The organism is Bradyrhizobium sp. DN3, from assembly GCF_041357655.1.
Lineage (GTDB): Bacteria > Pseudomonadota > Alphaproteobacteria > Rhizobiales > Xanthobacteraceae > Bradyrhizobium.
In genome coordinates, this window is record NZ_JAULLN010000051.1 from 1 (window position 1) to 17,468 (window position 17,468).

The 17,468-nt window shown below is 64.3% G+C and carries 16 protein-coding genes; 6 read left to right on the plus strand and 10 right to left on the minus strand.

The genetic code is table 11. From position 1 onward, the window contains the following. Positions 1–182: 182 nt before the first annotated feature. A complete protein-coding gene (locus tag AAE027_RS37925; RefSeq protein ID WP_370990948.1) occupies positions 183–1,001 on the plus strand; it encodes an SDR family oxidoreductase in 819 nt (272 codons plus the stop codon). A 207-nt stretch (positions 1,002–1,208) separates the two neighbouring features. Here the strand turns inward: AAE027_RS37925 and boxB are convergent, their stop codons facing one another. From boxB to AAE027_RS37945, 4 genes are all read right to left on the minus strand, one after another. Continuing rightward, positions 1,209–2,660: a benzoyl-CoA 2,3-epoxidase subunit BoxB gene (gene boxB, locus AAE027_RS37930; protein WP_091884914.1), complete on the minus strand. Its 1,452-nt coding sequence runs from the start codon at positions 2,658–2,660 to the stop codon at positions 1,209–1,211. 152 nt (positions 2,661–2,812) lie between these two features. Then, positions 2,813–4,501 carry a 2,3-epoxybenzoyl-CoA dihydrolase gene (gene boxC / locus AAE027_RS37935; protein WP_370990949.1) on the minus strand — a complete coding sequence of 563 codons (1,689 nt, stop codon included), beginning with the start codon at positions 4,499–4,501 and terminating at the stop codon, positions 2,813–2,815. Positions 4,502–4,693: 192 nt separating this feature from the next. Then, the gene (locus AAE027_RS37940) at positions 4,694–5,512 is read right to left on the minus strand and encodes an alpha/beta fold hydrolase (RefSeq protein WP_370990950.1); all 819 of its coding nucleotides are present in this window, start codon (positions 5,510–5,512) and stop codon (positions 4,694–4,696) included. A gap of 242 nt (positions 5,513–5,754) precedes the next feature. Further along, complete coding sequence (locus AAE027_RS37945; RefSeq protein WP_370990951.1) at positions 5,755–7,296, minus strand: benzoate-CoA ligase family protein; 1,542 nt, start codon at positions 7,294–7,296, stop codon at positions 5,755–5,757. A gap of 121 nt (positions 7,297–7,417) precedes the next feature. Here AAE027_RS37945 and AAE027_RS37950 point away from each other — a divergent pair, with 121 nt between their 5' ends. After that, on the plus strand, positions 7,418–8,326 hold the full coding sequence (locus tag AAE027_RS37950) for a helix-turn-helix transcriptional regulator (protein WP_370990952.1): 909 nt from the start codon (positions 7,418–7,420) through the stop codon (positions 8,324–8,326). Positions 8,327–8,328: 2 nt separating this feature from the next. Continuing rightward, positions 8,329–8,721 carry a group II truncated hemoglobin gene (locus tag AAE027_RS37955; RefSeq protein ID WP_370990953.1) on the plus strand — a complete coding sequence of 131 codons (393 nt, stop codon included), beginning with the start codon at positions 8,329–8,331 and terminating at the stop codon, positions 8,719–8,721. Positions 8,722–8,828: 107 nt separating this feature from the next. Here AAE027_RS37955 and AAE027_RS37960 read toward each other — a convergent pair whose 3' ends face one another. Together AAE027_RS37960 and AAE027_RS37965 are read right to left on the minus strand one after the other, a co-directional pair. Further along, entirely contained in the window at positions 8,829–9,161 is a 333-nt protein-coding gene (locus AAE027_RS37960) for a PRC-barrel domain-containing protein (protein ID WP_370990954.1), read from the minus strand. A gap of 100 nt (positions 9,162–9,261) precedes the next feature. Next, a complete protein-coding gene (locus AAE027_RS37965; RefSeq protein ID WP_370990955.1) occupies positions 9,262–10,047 on the minus strand; it encodes an IclR family transcriptional regulator domain-containing protein in 786 nt (261 codons plus the stop codon). Between the two features lie 110 nt (positions 10,048–10,157). Between AAE027_RS37965 and AAE027_RS37970 the strand changes: the two genes are divergently transcribed. The 3 genes from AAE027_RS37970 (at position 10,158) to AAE027_RS37980 (ending at position 13,860) form a co-directional block, all read left to right on the plus strand. Next, positions 10,158–11,516, plus strand: coding sequence for an aromatic ring-hydroxylating dioxygenase subunit alpha (locus AAE027_RS37970; RefSeq protein WP_370990956.1), 1,359 nt, complete (start codon positions 10,158–10,160; stop codon positions 11,514–11,516). Between the two features lie 145 nt (positions 11,517–11,661). Further along, entirely contained in the window at positions 11,662–13,122 is a 1,461-nt protein-coding gene (locus AAE027_RS37975) for a glutamine synthetase family protein (RefSeq protein WP_370990957.1), read from the plus strand. A gap of 354 nt (positions 13,123–13,476) precedes the next feature. Next, positions 13,477–13,860 carry a hypothetical protein gene (locus tag AAE027_RS37980; protein ID WP_370990958.1) on the plus strand — a complete coding sequence of 128 codons (384 nt, stop codon included), beginning with the start codon at positions 13,477–13,479 and terminating at the stop codon, positions 13,858–13,860. Positions 13,861–13,981: 121 nt separating this feature from the next. Here the strand turns inward: AAE027_RS37980 and AAE027_RS37985 are convergent, their stop codons facing one another. Genes AAE027_RS37985 through AAE027_RS38000 form a run of 4 tightly spaced genes read right to left on the minus strand, consistent with a single transcriptional unit; the run spans position 13,982 to position 17,306 of the window. Further along, positions 13,982–14,695, minus strand: coding sequence for an ABC transporter ATP-binding protein (locus AAE027_RS37985; RefSeq protein ID WP_128936907.1), 714 nt, complete (start codon positions 14,693–14,695; stop codon positions 13,982–13,984). Then, positions 14,688–15,455 carry an ABC transporter ATP-binding protein gene (locus AAE027_RS37990; RefSeq protein ID WP_370990959.1) on the minus strand — a complete coding sequence of 256 codons (768 nt, stop codon included), beginning with the start codon at positions 15,453–15,455 and terminating at the stop codon, positions 14,688–14,690. The genes AAE027_RS37985 and AAE027_RS37990 overlap by 8 nt, the downstream gene beginning before the upstream one ends. Beyond that, the gene (locus AAE027_RS37995) at positions 15,448–16,392 is read right to left on the minus strand and encodes a branched-chain amino acid ABC transporter permease (protein ID WP_370990960.1); all 945 of its coding nucleotides are present in this window, start codon (positions 16,390–16,392) and stop codon (positions 15,448–15,450) included. Before AAE027_RS37995 ends, AAE027_RS37990 begins: the two co-directional genes overlap by 8 nt. Next, positions 16,389–17,306: a branched-chain amino acid ABC transporter permease gene (locus AAE027_RS38000; protein ID WP_091884876.1), complete on the minus strand. Its 918-nt coding sequence runs from the start codon at positions 17,304–17,306 to the stop codon at positions 16,389–16,391. The genes AAE027_RS37995 and AAE027_RS38000 overlap by 4 nt, the downstream gene beginning before the upstream one ends. Between the last annotated feature and the right edge of the window lie 162 nt (positions 17,307–17,468).

The following is a 17,468-nucleotide window of genomic DNA, read 5'->3' on the forward strand; positions in this document are numbered from 1 at the left end:
CAACACCGTCCGCCAAACTAAATCCTGTGGTTATGGGTCCCGGCCCCCGTGCGCATTTGCGCACTAGGCCGGGACGACACCGAGTGGATTGATGCGGCGTCGCGCTACAATCGAAAACGACGACGAAGATTGACTCCCCTCCTCGCCCCGCTCACAACCTGTGGCAACCGAAGGGAGGCACCATGTTCAACGATCTGTTCTCGCTCAAAGGCCGCGTCGCGCTCGTGACCGGCGGCTCGCGCGGCATCGGCAAGATGATCGCGGCGGGATTTCTCAGCGCCGGCGCCGCAAAGGTCTACATCACCGCGCGCAAGGCGGGGCCGTGCGAGGAGACCGCCAAGGAGCTCACCGCGCGATATGACGGCGAATGCATCGCACTGCCGATCGACATCTCGACGGTTGCCGGCGCCGAGCTGCTGGCCAGCGAATTTGGGAAGCGCGAGCCGAAGCTCGACATCCTCGTCAACAATGCCGGCGCGGCCTGGGGCGCGGCGTTCGACGAATTCCCTGAAAGCGGCTGGGACAAGGTGATGAATCTGAATGTGAAGGCGCCGTTCTTCCTGACCAAGGCACTGGCCGGCCCCTTGCGCGCGGCAGCCTCCGCCGAGCGACCGGCGAAGGTGATCAACATCGCCTCGATCGACGGCATCTTCGTCAATCCGATGGAGACCTATTCCTATGCCGCGAGCAAGGCCGGGCTGATCCACCTGACCCGGCGCATGGCGGTGAAGTTGATCTCCGACCATGTCGTGGTCACCGCGATCGCGCCGGGCCCGTTCCAGTCCGACATGAACCGCGCCGCGCGCGATCATGGCGACGAGGTCGCAACGCGCGTGCCCGCGGGGCGCATCGGCACCGACGAGGACATGGCGGGCGCCGCGATCTATCTCGCCTCGCGCGCGGGGGATTACGTGGTGGGCGCGACCATCGCGGTCGATGGCGGCATCGTCTATGCGAATCCGGGGATCAAGGGGAGCGGATGGGATAGCGAGTACGATTGATTGGTACTCCGCTCTCACCCCATACTCAGTGTCTTGCCCCGCCACCGGGTCTCGCCTCTGGCGAGCCCGATGACAGGCTCCGGTGGGGCATCCAGTACGCCGCGGCGGATCGGCTCAATCACTGTTGCCTCGGAGTACTGGATCACCCGCTTTCGCGGGTGATGACAGCATTCGTGTGGCGCAGTCGTCGCGCCTCGCGAGCAGCCCCTACGACTCGATCTTCACATACTCGAAATCGCCGGGCTTGTTGTCGATGCCGACTTTCGGCGGCGAGATCCAGGAGGCGAACTTGCCGGTTTCGGTGACGGGCTGCATCAGGGAGGTGATGAAGTCGCCGTCGCTCGTCGACGGCAGCCACTCGTCCTTGCGCTTCGCCCAGGTGGCCTCGTCGATCAAAATGCCGTCGGGCGTGGCGTGGATATCCTTGAACTCGCCGATGTGGCGGTGGAAGGCGACGTTGGGCAGGGTCAGCTTGTAGTCGTAGCCCGCGGTCGAGATCACCTTGTTCCAGCGCAGCATGCCCTTGACACAGTCCTGGCTGTAATCGTCGCGCAGGCGCATGTTGAGCGCGGTCAGCGCCGGCTCGTCGACCAGCTTGATCTCGCCGTTGATGAACTTCAGCACCGGATAGGTGGCGTTCTTGAGCTGGTGATCGTCCTCGATCTGGGTCTCGTGATAGCGGCCCTTGATGCCGGCATTGAAGGCATTGGCCGCGTTGGTCGAGACCTCAGAGCCGAACAGGTCGAGCGACAGCGTGTAGTGCAGGTTCAGCTTCTTCTGGATGGTCGGCAGGTCGATCACCCCGAGCGCGCGGACTTTTGCGATGTCGGTGGGGTCGGTGATGCCGGCTTCGCGCATCGCATCGCAAGTGCGCTGCACGACGCGGGTGATGCCCGTCTCGCCGACGAACATGTGGTGCGCCTCTTCCGTCAGCATGAAGCGGCAGGTGCGCGACAGCGGATCGAAGCCGGACTGCGCGAGTGAGTGCAGCTGCATCTTGCCGTCGCGGTCGGTGAAATAGGTGAACATGAAGAAGGACAGCCAGTCCGGCGTCGCCTCGTTGAAGGCGCCCAGCATGCGCGGCGCGTCTGCATCGCCGGAGCGGCGGCGCAAGAGATCATCGGCTTCCTCGCGGCCGTCGCGACCAAAGTACTTCTGAAGCAGATAGACCATCGCCCAGAGGTGACGGCCTTCCTCGACATTGACCTGGAACAGATTGCGCATGTCGTAGAGCGAGGGCGCGGTCTTGCCGAGATGGCGCTGCTGCTCGACCGAGGCGGGCTCGGTGTCACCCTGGATCACGATGAGGCGGCGCAGCATGGCGCGGTGCTCGCCCGGGACTTCCTGCCAGGCCGGCTCACCATAATGCTCGCCGAACGGAACGACGCGATTTTCTTCCTGAGGAGCAAGGAGGATGCCCCAACGATATTCGGGCATGCGGACATAGTCGAACTTGGCCCAGCCGCGCGGATCGACGGAGTAGGCGGTGCGCAAATACACCAGCGATTCCTGGAAGCCCTCCGGCCCCATGTCGCTCCACCAGTCCATGTAGCCGGGGTGCCAGCCTTCCAGCGCTTTGAGCACCTGGCGGTCTTCGGCGAGATTCACATTGTTCGGAATCTTGGTCGAGTAGTCGACGTTCATGATGTTCATGTTCATGGCCGTGCTCCTTGCGATTTCGTTCCGTCATGCCCGGCCTTTGTGCCAGGCATCCACGTTCTTGCTTCCTTGAGCCAGGGACGTGGATGGCCGGGACATTTGTGCGAAGACGCGCTTCGCGCTTTTGCCCGGCCATGACGCAGTGAATGTCGTTACACCCGTGTCATATCGAATTTCGGCTTCTGACCGCTGCCGTAACGGCGCAGTGCGCCTTCCTCGCCGACCGCGTTCGGGCGCTGGAAGATCCAGTTCTGCCAGGCCGTCAGGCGCGCGAAGATCTTCGATTCCATCGTCTCGGGGCCGACGAAGCGCAGGCTCGCTTCCATGCCGGTGAGGCTGTCGGGCGAGAAGCTGGCGCGCTCCTCCAGGAAGACGCGGACTTCATCATCCCAGTCGATGTCGTCGAGCGCGAAGGTGACGAGGCCGAGCTCTTCCGCCTGCTCGGCGTCGAGCGTGGTGCCGAGCGTCGCCTCCGCGCGCTCCACGTCGGACGGATCGGCCTGGAAGCGCGATTGAAGCCGCGTCAGGCCGTGGCTCATCGGATACGGTCCGAAATTCATCGCGGACAGTTCGATCGACGGCGGCGGGTGGTTGTCGCCCTGGCGCGTGCCGATCAGCATGTAGGAGCGGTCGGCGGCGAACACGAGCTCGGCGAGCGTGCCGGCAAAGCAGGAGCCGGGCTCGACCAGCGTCACCAGCGTGCGCGAGGTGACGTCGATGCGCTTGAGGACTCGCTTCCAGTAGTGCCTGATTTCGTTGACCAGCCAGTGCGCCTTGTTGGCTTCGAGGAAGGCGTCGCTGGCAAGCACGTGGGCGCGATCGCCATGGCTCTTGAATACCAGCATGGCAATCTCGAGCTCGTTGATGCGCAAGTGCAGAATGGCGTCGTCGAGCTCGCGCGCGAGCTGAAGCGGCCAGAACGAAGCCCCTTGCGCCATCATGCCGTCAATGTCGGCCGGCGGCGCCGCTTCCGGCGCCTTGATCGAGATGGTGGCGATGCGCGCGGCACGGTCGATATCGACCGTGACGAAGCCGTAGCGGATGCTGGTCTCGTCGATCAGGCGCTTGAGCGGCGTCAGCGCGATGCCCTTGCCGCTGCCCTTGCGCTTCGAGGCGGCCGCGAATTCCTTGGCGCGCTCGTTGATCTTGGCCTCGAGCTTCGAGTTCGGCGCGATCTCGTCGACGAGGCGCCATTGCACGGCGCGCTTGCCTTTCACGCCCTCCTCGATGGTGCAGAAGAAATCGGCGTGGTCACGGCGCACTTTTCGCTTGTCGACGACGCGTGTCAGCCCGCCGGTGCCGGGCAGCACCGCGAGCAGCGGCACTTCGGGCAGGGCTACGGCGGACGAGCCGTCGTCGGCGAGGATGATGTGATCGGTCGCAAGCGCGAGCTCATAGCCACCGCCGGCCGCCGAGCCGTTCACCACCGTGATGAAGCGCTGGCCGGAATTCTCCGAAGAATCCTCCATGCCGTTGCGGGTCTCGTTGGTGAACTTGCAGAAATTGACCTTGTGGGCGTGGGTGGAGCCGGCGAGCATGCGGATGTTGGCGCCGGCGCAGAACACGCGGTTCTTGGCCGAGCGCATCACGACGACCTTCACCTCGGGATGCTCGAAGCGCAGCCGTTGGAGCGCATCCGCGAGCTCGATGTCGACACCGAGATCGTAGGAATTGAGCTTGAGCAGATAGCCCTCGAACAGGCCGCCATTCTCGTCGACGTCCATGGTCAGCGTCGCGACGTCGCCATCGACCGCGAGCTTCCAATGCCGGTAGCGGGACGGATCAGTCTGGAAATCGATGAATGTCGCGCCGCCTGCGAGGCGCCGATCTTCCCCGGCCATGGGTCACACCCCTGAGCTTGATTATGCAATTTCGCCGTAGTGTTAGATGCACAATAATGCATCTTTTTGAATGCGTCTAGCCCCTAACAGCCATTACATGCACTTTGTTTCATGTCGGTCCAAGGCCGCGCCGATGTCGCGGGCCCGCTCCGGTCTGGGCGAGTCTCGGACGTGTCACCACCGCTGCCGCCATCATGCGGCGCGTCCTTGCAGTCCCTGATCGTCGCGCAGGGCCGCTGTCGCAAATTGCCCAATCGCCTCAAGCGTCGCCGCCGGCGCCTCACGATGCGGGGAATGCCCCGCGCCTGAAATGATTTTCACGTCGACCGGGCAGTAGCACTCCTGCTGCGCAATCTCGACCTGACGCAGGGTGCCATATTGGTCGTCCATGCCCTGCAGGACCATGACGGGAACGCGGATGTAGGCGAGAAATTCCGAGATGTCCCAGTCGCGGAATTTTGGATCGAGCCAGGCGCCGTTCCAGCCGTAGAAGGCATTGTCGACATCCTGATGCCAGCGCGCGAGCTTTGCCTTGAGGTCCGTGGACTCGTAGACGGTCTTGATCGCAGAGATCGATTTCACCGAGATGTCCTCGACGATGAAATGCGGCGCGATCAGCACGAGACCGCTGAGGCGATGATCCTGATGCGCGCCGGCATAGATCGTCGCGATCGAGGCGCCGTCGGAATGGCCGAGCAGGAGGCCGCGCTTGAAGGAGATCGCGTCGAGCAGCTTCGGCAGCACGTCCAGCGCCTCGCGCTGCATGTAATCGAGCGGCCGCGGCAGCGTCACCTTGCTCGACTGGCCGTAGCCTGCGCGCGAATAGACGAAGATGCCAGCGCCTGTGGCTTGCTGAAGCTTGTCCGGGAAGTCGCCCCACTGCCCGACCGAGCCGAGACCTTCATGCAGCATGACGATGGTGGGCGCGTCTGCAGCTTGCGGCGCGAGCCATTTGTATTCGAGGCGGGTGTCGCCGATGCTGAGGATGCCGGTGGAGGTGAGGTTGATCATTGTCGAATTCCCATTCCTAGCCACTGCCGAGATGCCCACCCTCCCCTGGAGGGGGAGGGTCGATTCACAGCGAGCGTAGCGAGATGTGAAGCGGGGTGGGGTGACAGTCTGTCAACGGATGCGGTGCCCGCGTGGAGAGATCACCCCACCCGCTTCGCATTGCGCTTTGCTCCATGCGAAGCGACCCTCCCCCTCCAGGGGAGGGTAAGGCGCGGCGAGTGCGGTGCGCTCAGCACCCAGCATCAATGCGCCCCTTCCCGCAGCTTGAACCGCTGGATCTTCCCGGTCGCCGTCTTCGGCAGCGAGTCCACCACATCGATCCAGCGCGGATATTTCCACGGGCCGATCTTCTGCTTGACGTGCTCCTTCAGCATCTCCTGAAGATCGTTCGTCGTTGCGCCGGGGCGCAGCACGACAAAGGCCTTCGGCTTCAGCAGGCCTTCGGGATCGGCTTCCGGCACGACGGCGGCTTCCAGCACGGCGGGATGCGTGATCAACGCGCTCTCGACCTCGAAGGGCGAGACCCAGATGCCGGAGACCTTGAACATGTCGTCGGCGCGGCCACAGAAGGTGTAGCGGCCTTCGGCATCCCTGACATATTTGTCGCCGGTCCGCGTCCACGGTCCCTCGAAGGTGCGACGGCTCTTGTGGCGCTGATTCCAATAGCCCTCGCCGGCGGAGGGTGCATCGACCAGGAGTTCACCGACCTCGCCATCAGCCACATCCTGGCCGGCCTCGTTGACGAGCCGCACCGCATAGCCGGGCACCGGCTTGCCCGAGGAGCCATACTTGATGTCGCCGGGCGCATTCGACAGGAAGATGTGGAGCAGCTCCGTCGAGCCGACACCGTCGAGAATGTCGACACCGAAGCGTGCCTTCCAGCTGTTGCCGACGGACTCCGGCAGCGCCTCGCCGGCCGAGGTGCAGATGCGCAGCGCCTTGCCGCCGCGCTCATTCTTCATGGTCTCGTCGTTGAGCATGGCCGCGAACAATGTCGGCACGCCGTAGAAGATCGAGGGGTTGTAACGGTTCATCAGGTCGAACATGCGCGCCGGTGTCGGCCGCTCGCTGTTCAGGATCACCGTGGCGCCGACCGACATCGGGAAGGTCAGCGCATTGCCGAGGCCATAGGCGAAGAACAGCTTTGCGGCGGACAGGCAGACGTCGTTCTCGCGGATGCCGAGCACCTGTTTTGCGTAGGTGTCCGCGGTCGCCTGCAAGTTCGAATGCAGATGGCGCACGCCCTTGGGCATGCCGGTCGAGCCCGAGGAATAGAGCCAGAACGCCGGCTCGTCGGGATGCGTCGCGGCGGTGGTGAACTGATCGCTCTCGCCGGCGATCTCCTCGGCGAGCTGCTTGTGGCCATTCTGCTTGACGCCGGAGACCACGACATGCTCGAGATCGGGCATGCGGCCGACGACGTCCTTGATGACGGGATAGAGCGCCTCGGACACGAACAACACGCGCGCGCGGCAGTCGGCGAGGATGTAGGCGTATTGGTCCGCGGTCAGCAGCGTGTTGAGCGGCACCGGCACGATGCCGGCGCGGATCGCGCCGAGGAATACGATCGGGAAATCGACCGTATCAAGCATGATCATCGCCACGCGCTCCTCGCGGCGAACGCCGAGCCGGCGCAGCATGTTGGCGGCACGGCGGCTCTCACGCTGAAGCTCGCCATAGGTGAGCCGCGAGACGGTATCGTCGAAGACGAGCTTGTTGCCCCTGCCCTCCTCGACGTTACGGTCGAGCAGCCAGGTCACCGCGTTGTAGGATCCCTCGCTCACGGACGCCTCCCCGAATTTAGAATTATAATTCATAGAAAGACACCACAGCGGCTTGCTGTCAATGCCAGCAGGCACTATGTTTCATTAAAACGCGCCGCAGGACATCCGCTAAAGAAGCCTCATGACCGACAGTCCCGACGCCGAATCCCGATTTCTCGAACAGCTCGGCCAGCGCGTGCGCACCATGCGCGCGCTGCGCGGCATGTCGCGCAAAGTGCTCGCCAAGGTATCGGGAATTTCGGAGCGCTACATCGCGCAGCTCGAGAGCGGCAAGGGCAATGTCTCGATCGTGCTGCTCCGCCGCGTCTCCGATGCGATGGGCGCACATCTCGAAGACCTGCTCCCCAGCGCCGATCCGACGCCGGACTGGCAGATGTTTCGCGACCTCCTGCGCAAGGCGACACCAGCGCAGATCGCGCAGGCCAAGGATCTGCTCGCCGGCGGCAGCGCGTCTGCGCCGCGGCGCGCGCCGTTCTGCGGCATTGCGCTGATCGGCCTGCGCGGCGCCGGCAAATCCACGCTCGGCCGGATGCTGGCGAAGAGGATCGGCTGGAGTTTTGTCGAGCTCAACAAGGAGGTCGAGCAGCAGAACGGGCTCTCGGTCGCCGAGATCATCGCGCTGTACGGCCAGGAAGGCTTTCGCCGCATGGAGCAGGCGGCGCTGCAGCAGCTGCTCGCGCGCAACGAGCTGATGGTGCTGGCGACCGGCGGCGGCATCGTCTCCGAGCCCCTGACCTTCGACCAGATCCTGACCTCGTTCTACACGATCTGGCTGAAGGCCGAGCCGGAAGAGCACATGGCCCGCGTCCGCCGCCAAGGCGATCTGCGCCCAATGGCGGACGATCGCTCAGCGATGGCCGAGCTGCGCAACATCCTCTTGAGCCGCGAGCCGCTGTATTCGCGCGCGACCGCGGTGGTGGATACCGCAGGCCTCTCCGTCGACGCGGCGGCCGCACGGCTGATCGATGCGGTGCGCCCAGTGCTGCAGAACGAAGCGCGCAGTTTTGGATTGCGCAGCGTGGCGCTGTAAAGATGACCGACAGCACCGTCACCACCTCCATGTTCGAGCGGATCGGCGGCGGTGCCACGATCGAGCTTCTGGTCGATCGCTTCTACCAGTGCATGGATACGCTGCCGGAGGCGCAAGTCATCCGCGCGATGCATGCGGCCGACCTCGGCCTGATCAGGGACGTGCTGAAGCGCTATCTCACCGAATGGACCGGCGGCCCGCGGCTTTACTCGGTCGAGAAAGGCCATCCGCGGCTGCGCCAGCGGCACATCGGTTTTTCCATCGGCGATGCCGAGCGCGACGCGTGGATGGTGTGCATGCGCGGCGCGCTGGAGGAGACGGTAGCAGATCGTGCCGCGCGGCAGGATCTCGACAAGGCGCTGTCCGGCCTCGCCGACTGGATGCGCAACAGATAGTGGCCCGTAGCCCGGATGGAGCGAAGCGCAATCCGGGAAGGTCTCGCCTGCCGTGAGCTCCCGGATTCCGCTGCGTTCCATGCGGGCTACAAAGACTGCCGCACCACCTAGATCGACCAGTAATGCGGATGCGGATAGGGCCGCGAGCGGTCGCCCCAATCGAACGCGTCGCCGTCGAATTCGCATGGGCCGCTGCTGAGCTGGTCCAGCGTCACCTCGGCCTGGAAGGCCTGACGTCCCGGATCATATTTCAGCGCGCCCCACTGCAGAGGATAGTGGTGATGAGTGCCGAGCAGCCGGCCGGTCTTGATCACGGCGTAGGCGACGGTTCCGCTCACCTTGTCGAGCATCAATCGCTCGATCGTGCCGAGCTTGCTGCCGTCACTCCCATAGACGGCGACGTGCTCGACGCGATCACTGGGAACCATGGTGTGTTGCATGGCGTGCTCCCTGATCTTGTCCGGACAGCATTATAGCACAGACGGCGGCGTGTAGGACGGCTCTGCGTCAGCCCAGTCCGCTCTTGCGTTGCACCTAAAGCTACAGAAGTTGCGAACGCACCGCCGCCGCGCCGTCGCGCAACAGCGGCAGGAAGCGATCGAGCAGCTCCTGAGCGGGCACGCGGTCGACATGGGCGCCCATGTTGATGGCGGCAACGATCACGCCGTCATAACGGCGGACGGGGACTGAGATCGAGCGGAAATGCGGCTCCGCTTCGCGGTCAACCAGCGAGTAGCCCTGTGCGCGGTCGGCGCTGATGCGCGCCAGCAGCGCCTTCGGATCGGTTTCCGTCTGCGGCGTCAGCGCCTGGCGGTTCATCGCATTCAGGCGCGCGGCGAGATCGGCATCGTCGAACTGGCCGAGCATGGCGCGGCCAACCGAGGTGCAGAAGGCCGGCAGCCGGTAACCGATCTCCAATCCGCCGGAAAACACCCGCGTCGGACCGCCGCGGGCGATAAACACGACGTCATCGCCATCGAGCACCGCCAGCGAAGAGATTTCCTGCGCCGCGATTGCGATGCGATCGAGCACGGGCTGCAGCACGGCAATGATCTGACTCGAGCGCAAATATGATGCGGCCAATGTCAGCACATGCGGCGTCAGCGAGAACAGCTTGCCATCGCCGGCGACGTAGCCGCCGCGCTGGAGCGTGAATAGCATGCGCCGCGCCGTGGCGCGCGGCAGATCGGCCGCACGGGCGAGATCGCTCAGCGTCATCGGGCCGGCCGTAGCGCCGAAGCACTGCAGCAGCCGCAGGCCGCGATCGAGGCTCTCGACGAAATCGGTCGCGCGCTCGTTACTCTCGCTGCGCTTCAGCTTGGGCATGGCTTCGGGACAATCCTGCAAAATAGTGCTTGCTGCCGCTCCAAGGCATGTCATAATTCGCCCATTCGTTCAATAGGCGAACAAACGCCCTCCACAAGGATGCACGCGCCATGATGAGCCAGGAGCAGAACGACCTGATCACCCGCACCGGTCCGAAGGATCCTTGCGGCAAGCTGATGCGGAGCTATTGGCAGCCGGCGGCACTGGTGGACGAGCTGGAGGGTGCGCGGCCGATCCGTCCCGTAAAACTGCTCGGCGAGAGCCTGGTGCTGTTCCGCGACGAGCAAGGGCGTTACGGCCTGATCGATCGCCACTGCGCGCATCGCGGCGCCGACCTCGCCTTCGGGCGACTGGAGCATGGCGGTCTGCGCTGCGCCTTCCATGGCTGGCTGTTCGACGCCACCGGCCAGTGCATCGAGACGCCGGCCGAGCCGAAGGACTCAAAACTCTGCCAGAACATCCGCCAGCGCTCCTATCCCGTGGTGGAGAAGAGCGGCATCCTCTGGGCTTATCTCGGCGAAGGTGAGCCGCCGGCATTCCCGGAGATCGACTGCTTCGTGGCGCCGGGCTCTCACACCTTCGCCTTCAAGGGCCACATGGCCTGCAACTGGCTGCAGGCGCTCGAAGTCGGCATCGATCCCGCGCACGCCTCCTATCTGCACCGCTTCTTCGAGGATGAGGACACCTCCACCGCCTACGGCAAGCAATTCCGCGGTGCCTCGGCCGGCTCGGACCTGCCGATGACCAAAATCCTGCGCGAATACGACCGCCCGATCATCAACGTCGAGCACACCGAATACGGCCTCAGGCTGATCGCGCTACGCGAGATCGACGAGGAGCGCACCCATGTGCGCGTCACCAATCAGCTCTTCCCGCATGGCTTCGTCATCCCCATGAGCACGGAGATGACGATCACCCAGTGGCACGTGCCGGTCGACGACGAGAACTGCTATTGGTACGCGATCTTCACCAGCTACACCAACCCGGTGGACAAGACGAAAATGCGCGAGCAGCGGCTCGAGCTCTATGAGCTGCCCGACTACAAATCGCGCAAGAACAGCAGCAACGATTACGGCTTCGATCCGCGCGAACAGCAGACCGCGACCTACACCGGCATGGGCACCGACATCAACGTCCACGACCAGTGGGCGGTGGAATCGATGGGCGCGATCCAGGACCGCACCAAGGAGCATCTCGGTCAGAGCGACAAGGCGATCGTGCAATATCGCCGCCTGCTGCGGCAGGAGATCGAGAAGGTTTCGGGTGGCGAGAAGCCGATGCTGTTCCTGGACGAAGCCAACGCACGCAGCATCCAGGGACCGGCGACCATGGACGGCATCGGCCCGACGCGGGGCTGGGAGACCTATTGGATGGAAGTCGACGTCAAGCGCCGCCGCGGCGCGCCATGGACCGCGCCGGTGCCGAAGGACATTGCCGACAACGTGCATCGGCTGACGGCGGCGGAGTGACGTGACGCTCTATCCTCGTCATTGCGAGCGCAGCGAAGCAATCCAGAAATGCCCCGCGGAGAGAGATTCTGGATTGCTTCGCTACGCTCGCAATGACGGAGTATGTTGCAGCAGCTTCGCGTCGAACGACTAGAGGAGTGGAGAAGTGACTTTCGTCGCGCGTCATGGGCTGTGGTCGGATGAGCAGAGGGACGCGGCGACGCGCATGCGCCTCATCGTCGAGGAAAAGAACCTCGAGGTCATCCGCCTCGCCTTTCCCGACCAGCACGGCATCTTGCGCGGCAAGACCATCATCGCCGCCGAAGCTCTCACCTCGCTGGAGAGCGGCTGCTCCATCACCACCACCATGCTTGCCAAGGACACCTCGCACCGCACGGTGTTTCCGGTGTTCACGTCAGGCGGCGGCTTCGGCATGAAGGAGATGGAGGGCGCGGCCGACGTACTGATGGTCGCCGACCCCACCACCTTCCGCGTGTTGCCGTGGGCGCCGGCGACGGGCTGGGTGCTGTGCGATCTCTATTTTGGCGACGGCCGTCCGGTGCCGTTCGCAACCCGCGGGCTCTATCGCAAGGTGCTCGATGAGCTCGCTGGCCGCGGCTACGATTTCGTTGCGGGCCTCGAAGTCGAATTCCACATCTTTAGACTCGACGACCCGCATATGCGCCCGGAAGACGCAGGCCAGCCCGGCACGCCGCCTTCGGTGAGCCTGCTCAGCCACGGCTATCAATACCTCACCGAGCAGCGCTTCGATCAGATGGAGCCGGTGCTGGAGATTTTGCGCCGCGACATCGTCGCGCTCGGATTGCCCTTGCGCTCGGTCGAGGTCGAGTTCGGGCCGAGCCAGTGCGAGTTCACGTTTGCGCCGAGGAAAGGGCTTGAGCCCGCCGACAACATGGTGCTGTTCCGCTCCGCCGTGAAGCAGATCGCGCGCCGGCATGGCTATCACGCCACCTTCATGTGCCGGCCGAAACTGCCGAACGTGTTCGCAAGCGGCTGGCACCTGCACCAGTCGATCGTGTCGCGCACGACTGGCGAGAACCAGTTCATGGCCAAGGAAACGGCCAAGCAAACGTCCAAGGACGGCGGCGAGCCGCTCAGCGCGTTCGGCAAGGCGTACCTCGCCGGCCTGCTCGACCACGCCCGCGCCTCCACCGTGTTCACCACGCCCACCATCAACGGCTACAAGCGTTACCGCTCCTATTCGCTGGCGCCGGACCGCGCGATCTGGGGCCGCGACAATCGCGGCGTGATGATCCGCGTGCTCGGAGCGGCCGGGGAGGCGGCGACGCGCCTGGAAAACCGCATCGGCGAGCCCGCCGCCAATCCCTATCTCTACATGGCCTCGCAGATTCTCTCAGGCCTCGACGGTGTCGATCGCAAGCTCGATCCGGGCCCCTCCGCCGATACCCCCTACGAGACCAAGGCGCCGCTCCTGCCGAAATCGCTGCGCGATGCGGTTTCCGCACTCAAGGACGATCCGTTCTTCCGCGAAAAGCTCGGGCCTGAATTCGTCGACTATTACACCCACATCAAGAACGCCGAGATCGATCGCTTCCTCGCCGAGGTGACCGACTGGGAGCACCGCGAATATTTCGAGGTGTTCTGATCCGTGGGCGCCGTCGTTCCGGGATAGTGCAGCGAGATTCCGGGTTCGGTCCTGCGGACCGCCCCTGAATGACGACAGGTCGCGCTCACACCGCCGTGAGGCCGTTTCATCCGCCGGGTTCCGACGACATCGCAAACCCGCCCCACGAAGCCATTTTCCGATAGCGGCGAAAATCCCCGGAAAGAAAGCGGGCGCAGACTACCTCCATGATGAACAATGGAGTTCGATCATGTTGAGTCAGTTGTTCAGTCTGATCTATCGCCTCTCCTGCCGGTCCACCCTGATCGAAATCGGCACGCACCGTCTGGCGCGTTAGGCGCTGACCGGCGCGATCAGGTAAGACGGACTGACCAGATGACGGGGATTCCCATGCGCAAGCTGATCCTGATTGCCGCGATGTCGCTGCTGGCGACGCAAGTGCATGCCGGTGGGTCGCGGAGCCTGAGCTTGGCGGCAACAAATCCGAACAAGCAGGCAGCCGAGCAACCGGCCACGACGGCTGCGCCGCAGGCAACGCAGGCTCCGGCAGCAACGCCGCCGGCAAATATCCAGACAGCGACCACCACGCCCACGACTACGACCGCGCCGGCCGCGACTGCGCCGGTTGCCACAGCACCTGCACAGTCAGCCGCAGCGCCGGTATCCAGCACGACCGAAGCGGCCAAGCCAAAGCGCCGCCAGCCCTCGGTCGAAGCGAGTGTGATCCGCGAATTGCATCGGCACGGGATTTATTGGTGAGAGCACCCGCCTTCTCCACCGTCATTGCGAGGAACCCTTGCGACGAAGCAATCCAGACTGCCTCCTCGGCGATGGTCTGGATTGCTTCGCTGCACTCGCAATGACGGGAAGAGAGCGGGGCTCAGATTCCCAAATATTTGTGCTGAAGATCCGGCGCGGCCATCAGCTCGTCGGAGGTGCCGCTCCACACCGTCTTGCCGCGCTCGATGATGTAGTGGCGGTCGCAGATGCGGGCGAGATGATCGACATTCTTGTCGACCACCAGGATCGACTGTCCGCGGCTCTTGAGCAGCGACAGGCAATTCCAGATCTCTTCGCGGATCAGCGGCGCGAGACCTTCGGTCGCTTCGTCCAGGATCAGAAGCTTCGGGTTGGTCATCAGCGCGCGGCCGATGGCGAGCATCTGCTGCTCGCCGCCGGAGAGCTGGTTGCCCATGTTGGCGGCACGCTCGGCGAGGCGCGGAAACAGCACGTAGATCGCGGCCAGCGTCCAGGGATTGGGGCTGCCGAAGCGATCGGCGGCGGCCGCCACGAGATTTTCGCGCACGGTGAGGTTCGGGAAGATCTGGCGTCCCTCAGGGACCAGGCCGACGCCGAGTTTGGCGATCCGGTACGACGGAAGCTGCCGCACCTCGGCGCCCGCAAAGCGGATCGCGCCTGATCGCGCCGGCGTCAGGCCCATGATCGAGCGGATCGTGGTAGTCTTGCCCATGCCGTTGCGGCCCATCAGCGAGACCATCTCGCCGGGCTTGATCGACAGCGACAGCCCGAACAGCACCTGGGACAGGCCGTAGCAGGTTTCGATGCCGTCGACGTCGAGCAGCGTGTCAGCCATGATGCGTCACCACATGCTGATCGCCGAGATAGGCGCGCTTGACGTCCTCGTTCTGGCGGATCGCGGCCGGATCGCCGGAGGCGATGACGCGGCCGTAGACCAGCACCGAAATGCGATCGGCGAGCGCGAACACCGCCGGCATGTCGTGCTCGACCAGCACGATCGAGACCTCCTTGCGCAACTCCTGGAGCAGCTTCACCATGCGCTGGGATTCGGTGACCCCTAAGCCCGCCATCGGCTCGTCGAGCAGCAGGAGCTTTGGCTTGCTCGCGAGCGCAACCGCAAGCTCGAGCTCGCGGCGCTCGCCATGGCTCAGCCTGGACACCACGACATCGGCACGATGCGACAGGCCGACGCGATCGAGCGCGGCATGGGCGGCATCACGCAGGCCCTTCTCCTTGCGCGCGTTGGCGAAAAAGCGGAACGACGTGCCGGCATGCGCTTGGGCTGCCAGCGCTACATTGTCCGCGGCGGTGAAATCGAGCAGCAGCGAGGTGATCTGGAACGAACGGGCAAGGCCCAGCGCGCAGCGGCGATAGGCCGGCAGATAGGTGATGTCCCGCCCGGCCAGTGAGACGGTTCCGGAATGCGGTTCGAGATGCCCGGTGAGCTGGCTGATCAGCGTGGTCTTGCCGGCACCGTTCGGGCCGATGATGGCGTGCAGCTCGCCGCTAGCGACGTCCAGCGACACGTTGTCGGTCGCGATGATGCCGCCGAAGCGGCGCACCAGCTTTTCGACGCGGAGCAAGGGTTCAGCCACGGCCAGCCCTCCCGAGCGCACCCATGATGCCGCCACGGCCGAACAGGACGATGAGCAGCAAGAGCGGGCCCATGATCAGCGCCCAGTATTCGGTGATCTGCGACAGGAACTCTTCCAGCAGCAGGAACACCACCGCGCCCATGATCGGGCCGAACAGCGTGCCCATGCCGCCCAGGATCACCATCACCATGAGATCGCCGGAGCGGGTCCAGTACATCACGGCCGGGCTGACGAAATCGGTGTTATTGGCGAGCAGCGCGCCGGCAAGGCCGCACATGGTGCCTGATATGACGAAGCATACCAGCTGGTAGCGTTTTGCCGGAAAGCCGATCGCCTGCATGCGCTGCTCGTTGGAGCGCAGGCCCTGCACGACGAGGCCAAAGCGCGAATTGACGATGCGCCAGATCAGGAAGACGACACTGAGGAGGCAGGCGAGGCAGAGATAATAGAACTGCGTACGGTTCGAGAGATTGATCAACCCGGAGAAGTCGCTGCGCTGGTAAACGGTTAGGCCGTCATCACCGCCATAGCGCGCCAGGCCCGAGGCGACGTAATAGGCCATCTGCGCGAAGGCCAGGGTGATCATGATGAAATAGACGCCGCGGGTGCGAAGCGAGAGCGCGCCGATCACCAGCGCGTAAGCCGCGGAGGCCGCGAGCGCGACCGGAAACTGGATGAAGCCGCTGCCGACACCTTCCTGCGCCAGCATCCCGACTGCGTAGCCGCCGATGCCGAGATAGGCGGCGTGGCCAAAACTCATCATGCCGCCGAAACCCATGATGAGGTTGAGGCTCGCGGCCGCCAGCGCCAGGATGATGATGCGGGTGAACAGCGTCAGGATGAAGATGTTGCCGGTCAGATGCGAATAGAGCGGCAGCAGCACGAGGCCCGCCAGCATCAGGGCCGTAACGGCCTTGCTCACAGTGAAAGCCTTCATCGACGACTGGCCGGAAACAGCCCCTCCGGCCGCACCACCAGCACGATCGCCATGAGGAGGTAGATCAGCATGGACGACAGCGCGGGCGCGGCGGTGGAGGCGGCGGCGCCGCTCAGCACCTGCCGCAACAGGTTCGGCAGGAAGGCGCGGCCGAGCGTGTCGATCATGCCGACGAAGATCGCGGCCAGGAACGCGCCGCGGATCGAGCCGATGCCGCCGATCACGATGATGACGAAGGCGAGGATCAGGATGTTCTCGCCCATGCCGATCTGCACGGTGAGGATCGGCGCCTGCATCAATCCGGCAAGGCCCGCGAGCGCGGCACCTAAGCCGAACACCAGCGTGTAGAGCAGCTTGATGTTGATGCCAAGCGCGCCGATCATCTCGCGGTTGGAGGCGCCGGCCCGGATCAGCATGCCGATGCGGGTGCGCATCACGCCGAGATAGAGCAACAGCGCCACCAGCAGCGCGACGACGATGATGGCGAGGCGATAGGCGGGGTAGTGGATGCCGGGCAGGATCGGCACCGGCACGGTGAGCCAAGCCGGCAGCGGCAGCGCAAGGCCGGCCGGGCCCCAGATCAGCCGCACGGCTTCATTGAAGAAGAGGATCAGGCCGAAGGTTGCGAGCACGTGGTCGAGATGGTCTCGCCCGTAGAGATGGCGCAGCGCGCTCATCTCGAGCACGATGCCGAGCACCAGCGTCGCGCCCAGCGCCAGCAGCGCACCGAGCAGGAAGCTGCCGGTCCAGGCCGCGAAGGTCGCGGCGAAATAGGCGCCCATCATGTAGAGCGAGCCGTGCGCGAGGTTGACGAGATCCATGATCCCGAACACCAGCGTCAGGCCGGCGGCGAGCAGGAACAGCAGCAGGCCGAACTGCAATCCGTTCAAGAACTGTTCGACGACGAGCAGCATCAAGACTCTTTCAGGCGCACGCGGTGTCGCGCCGATGTTCGAACACAGTCGCCATCAGTGAAAGAGCTCCCCCTGCCTGTTCAAGGCCGAAAAATGGGTAATGGCAGTATCGTTCCGAGGCAAGAGCGATTTGACACCAAACATGCACTTTGTTGCATCTCG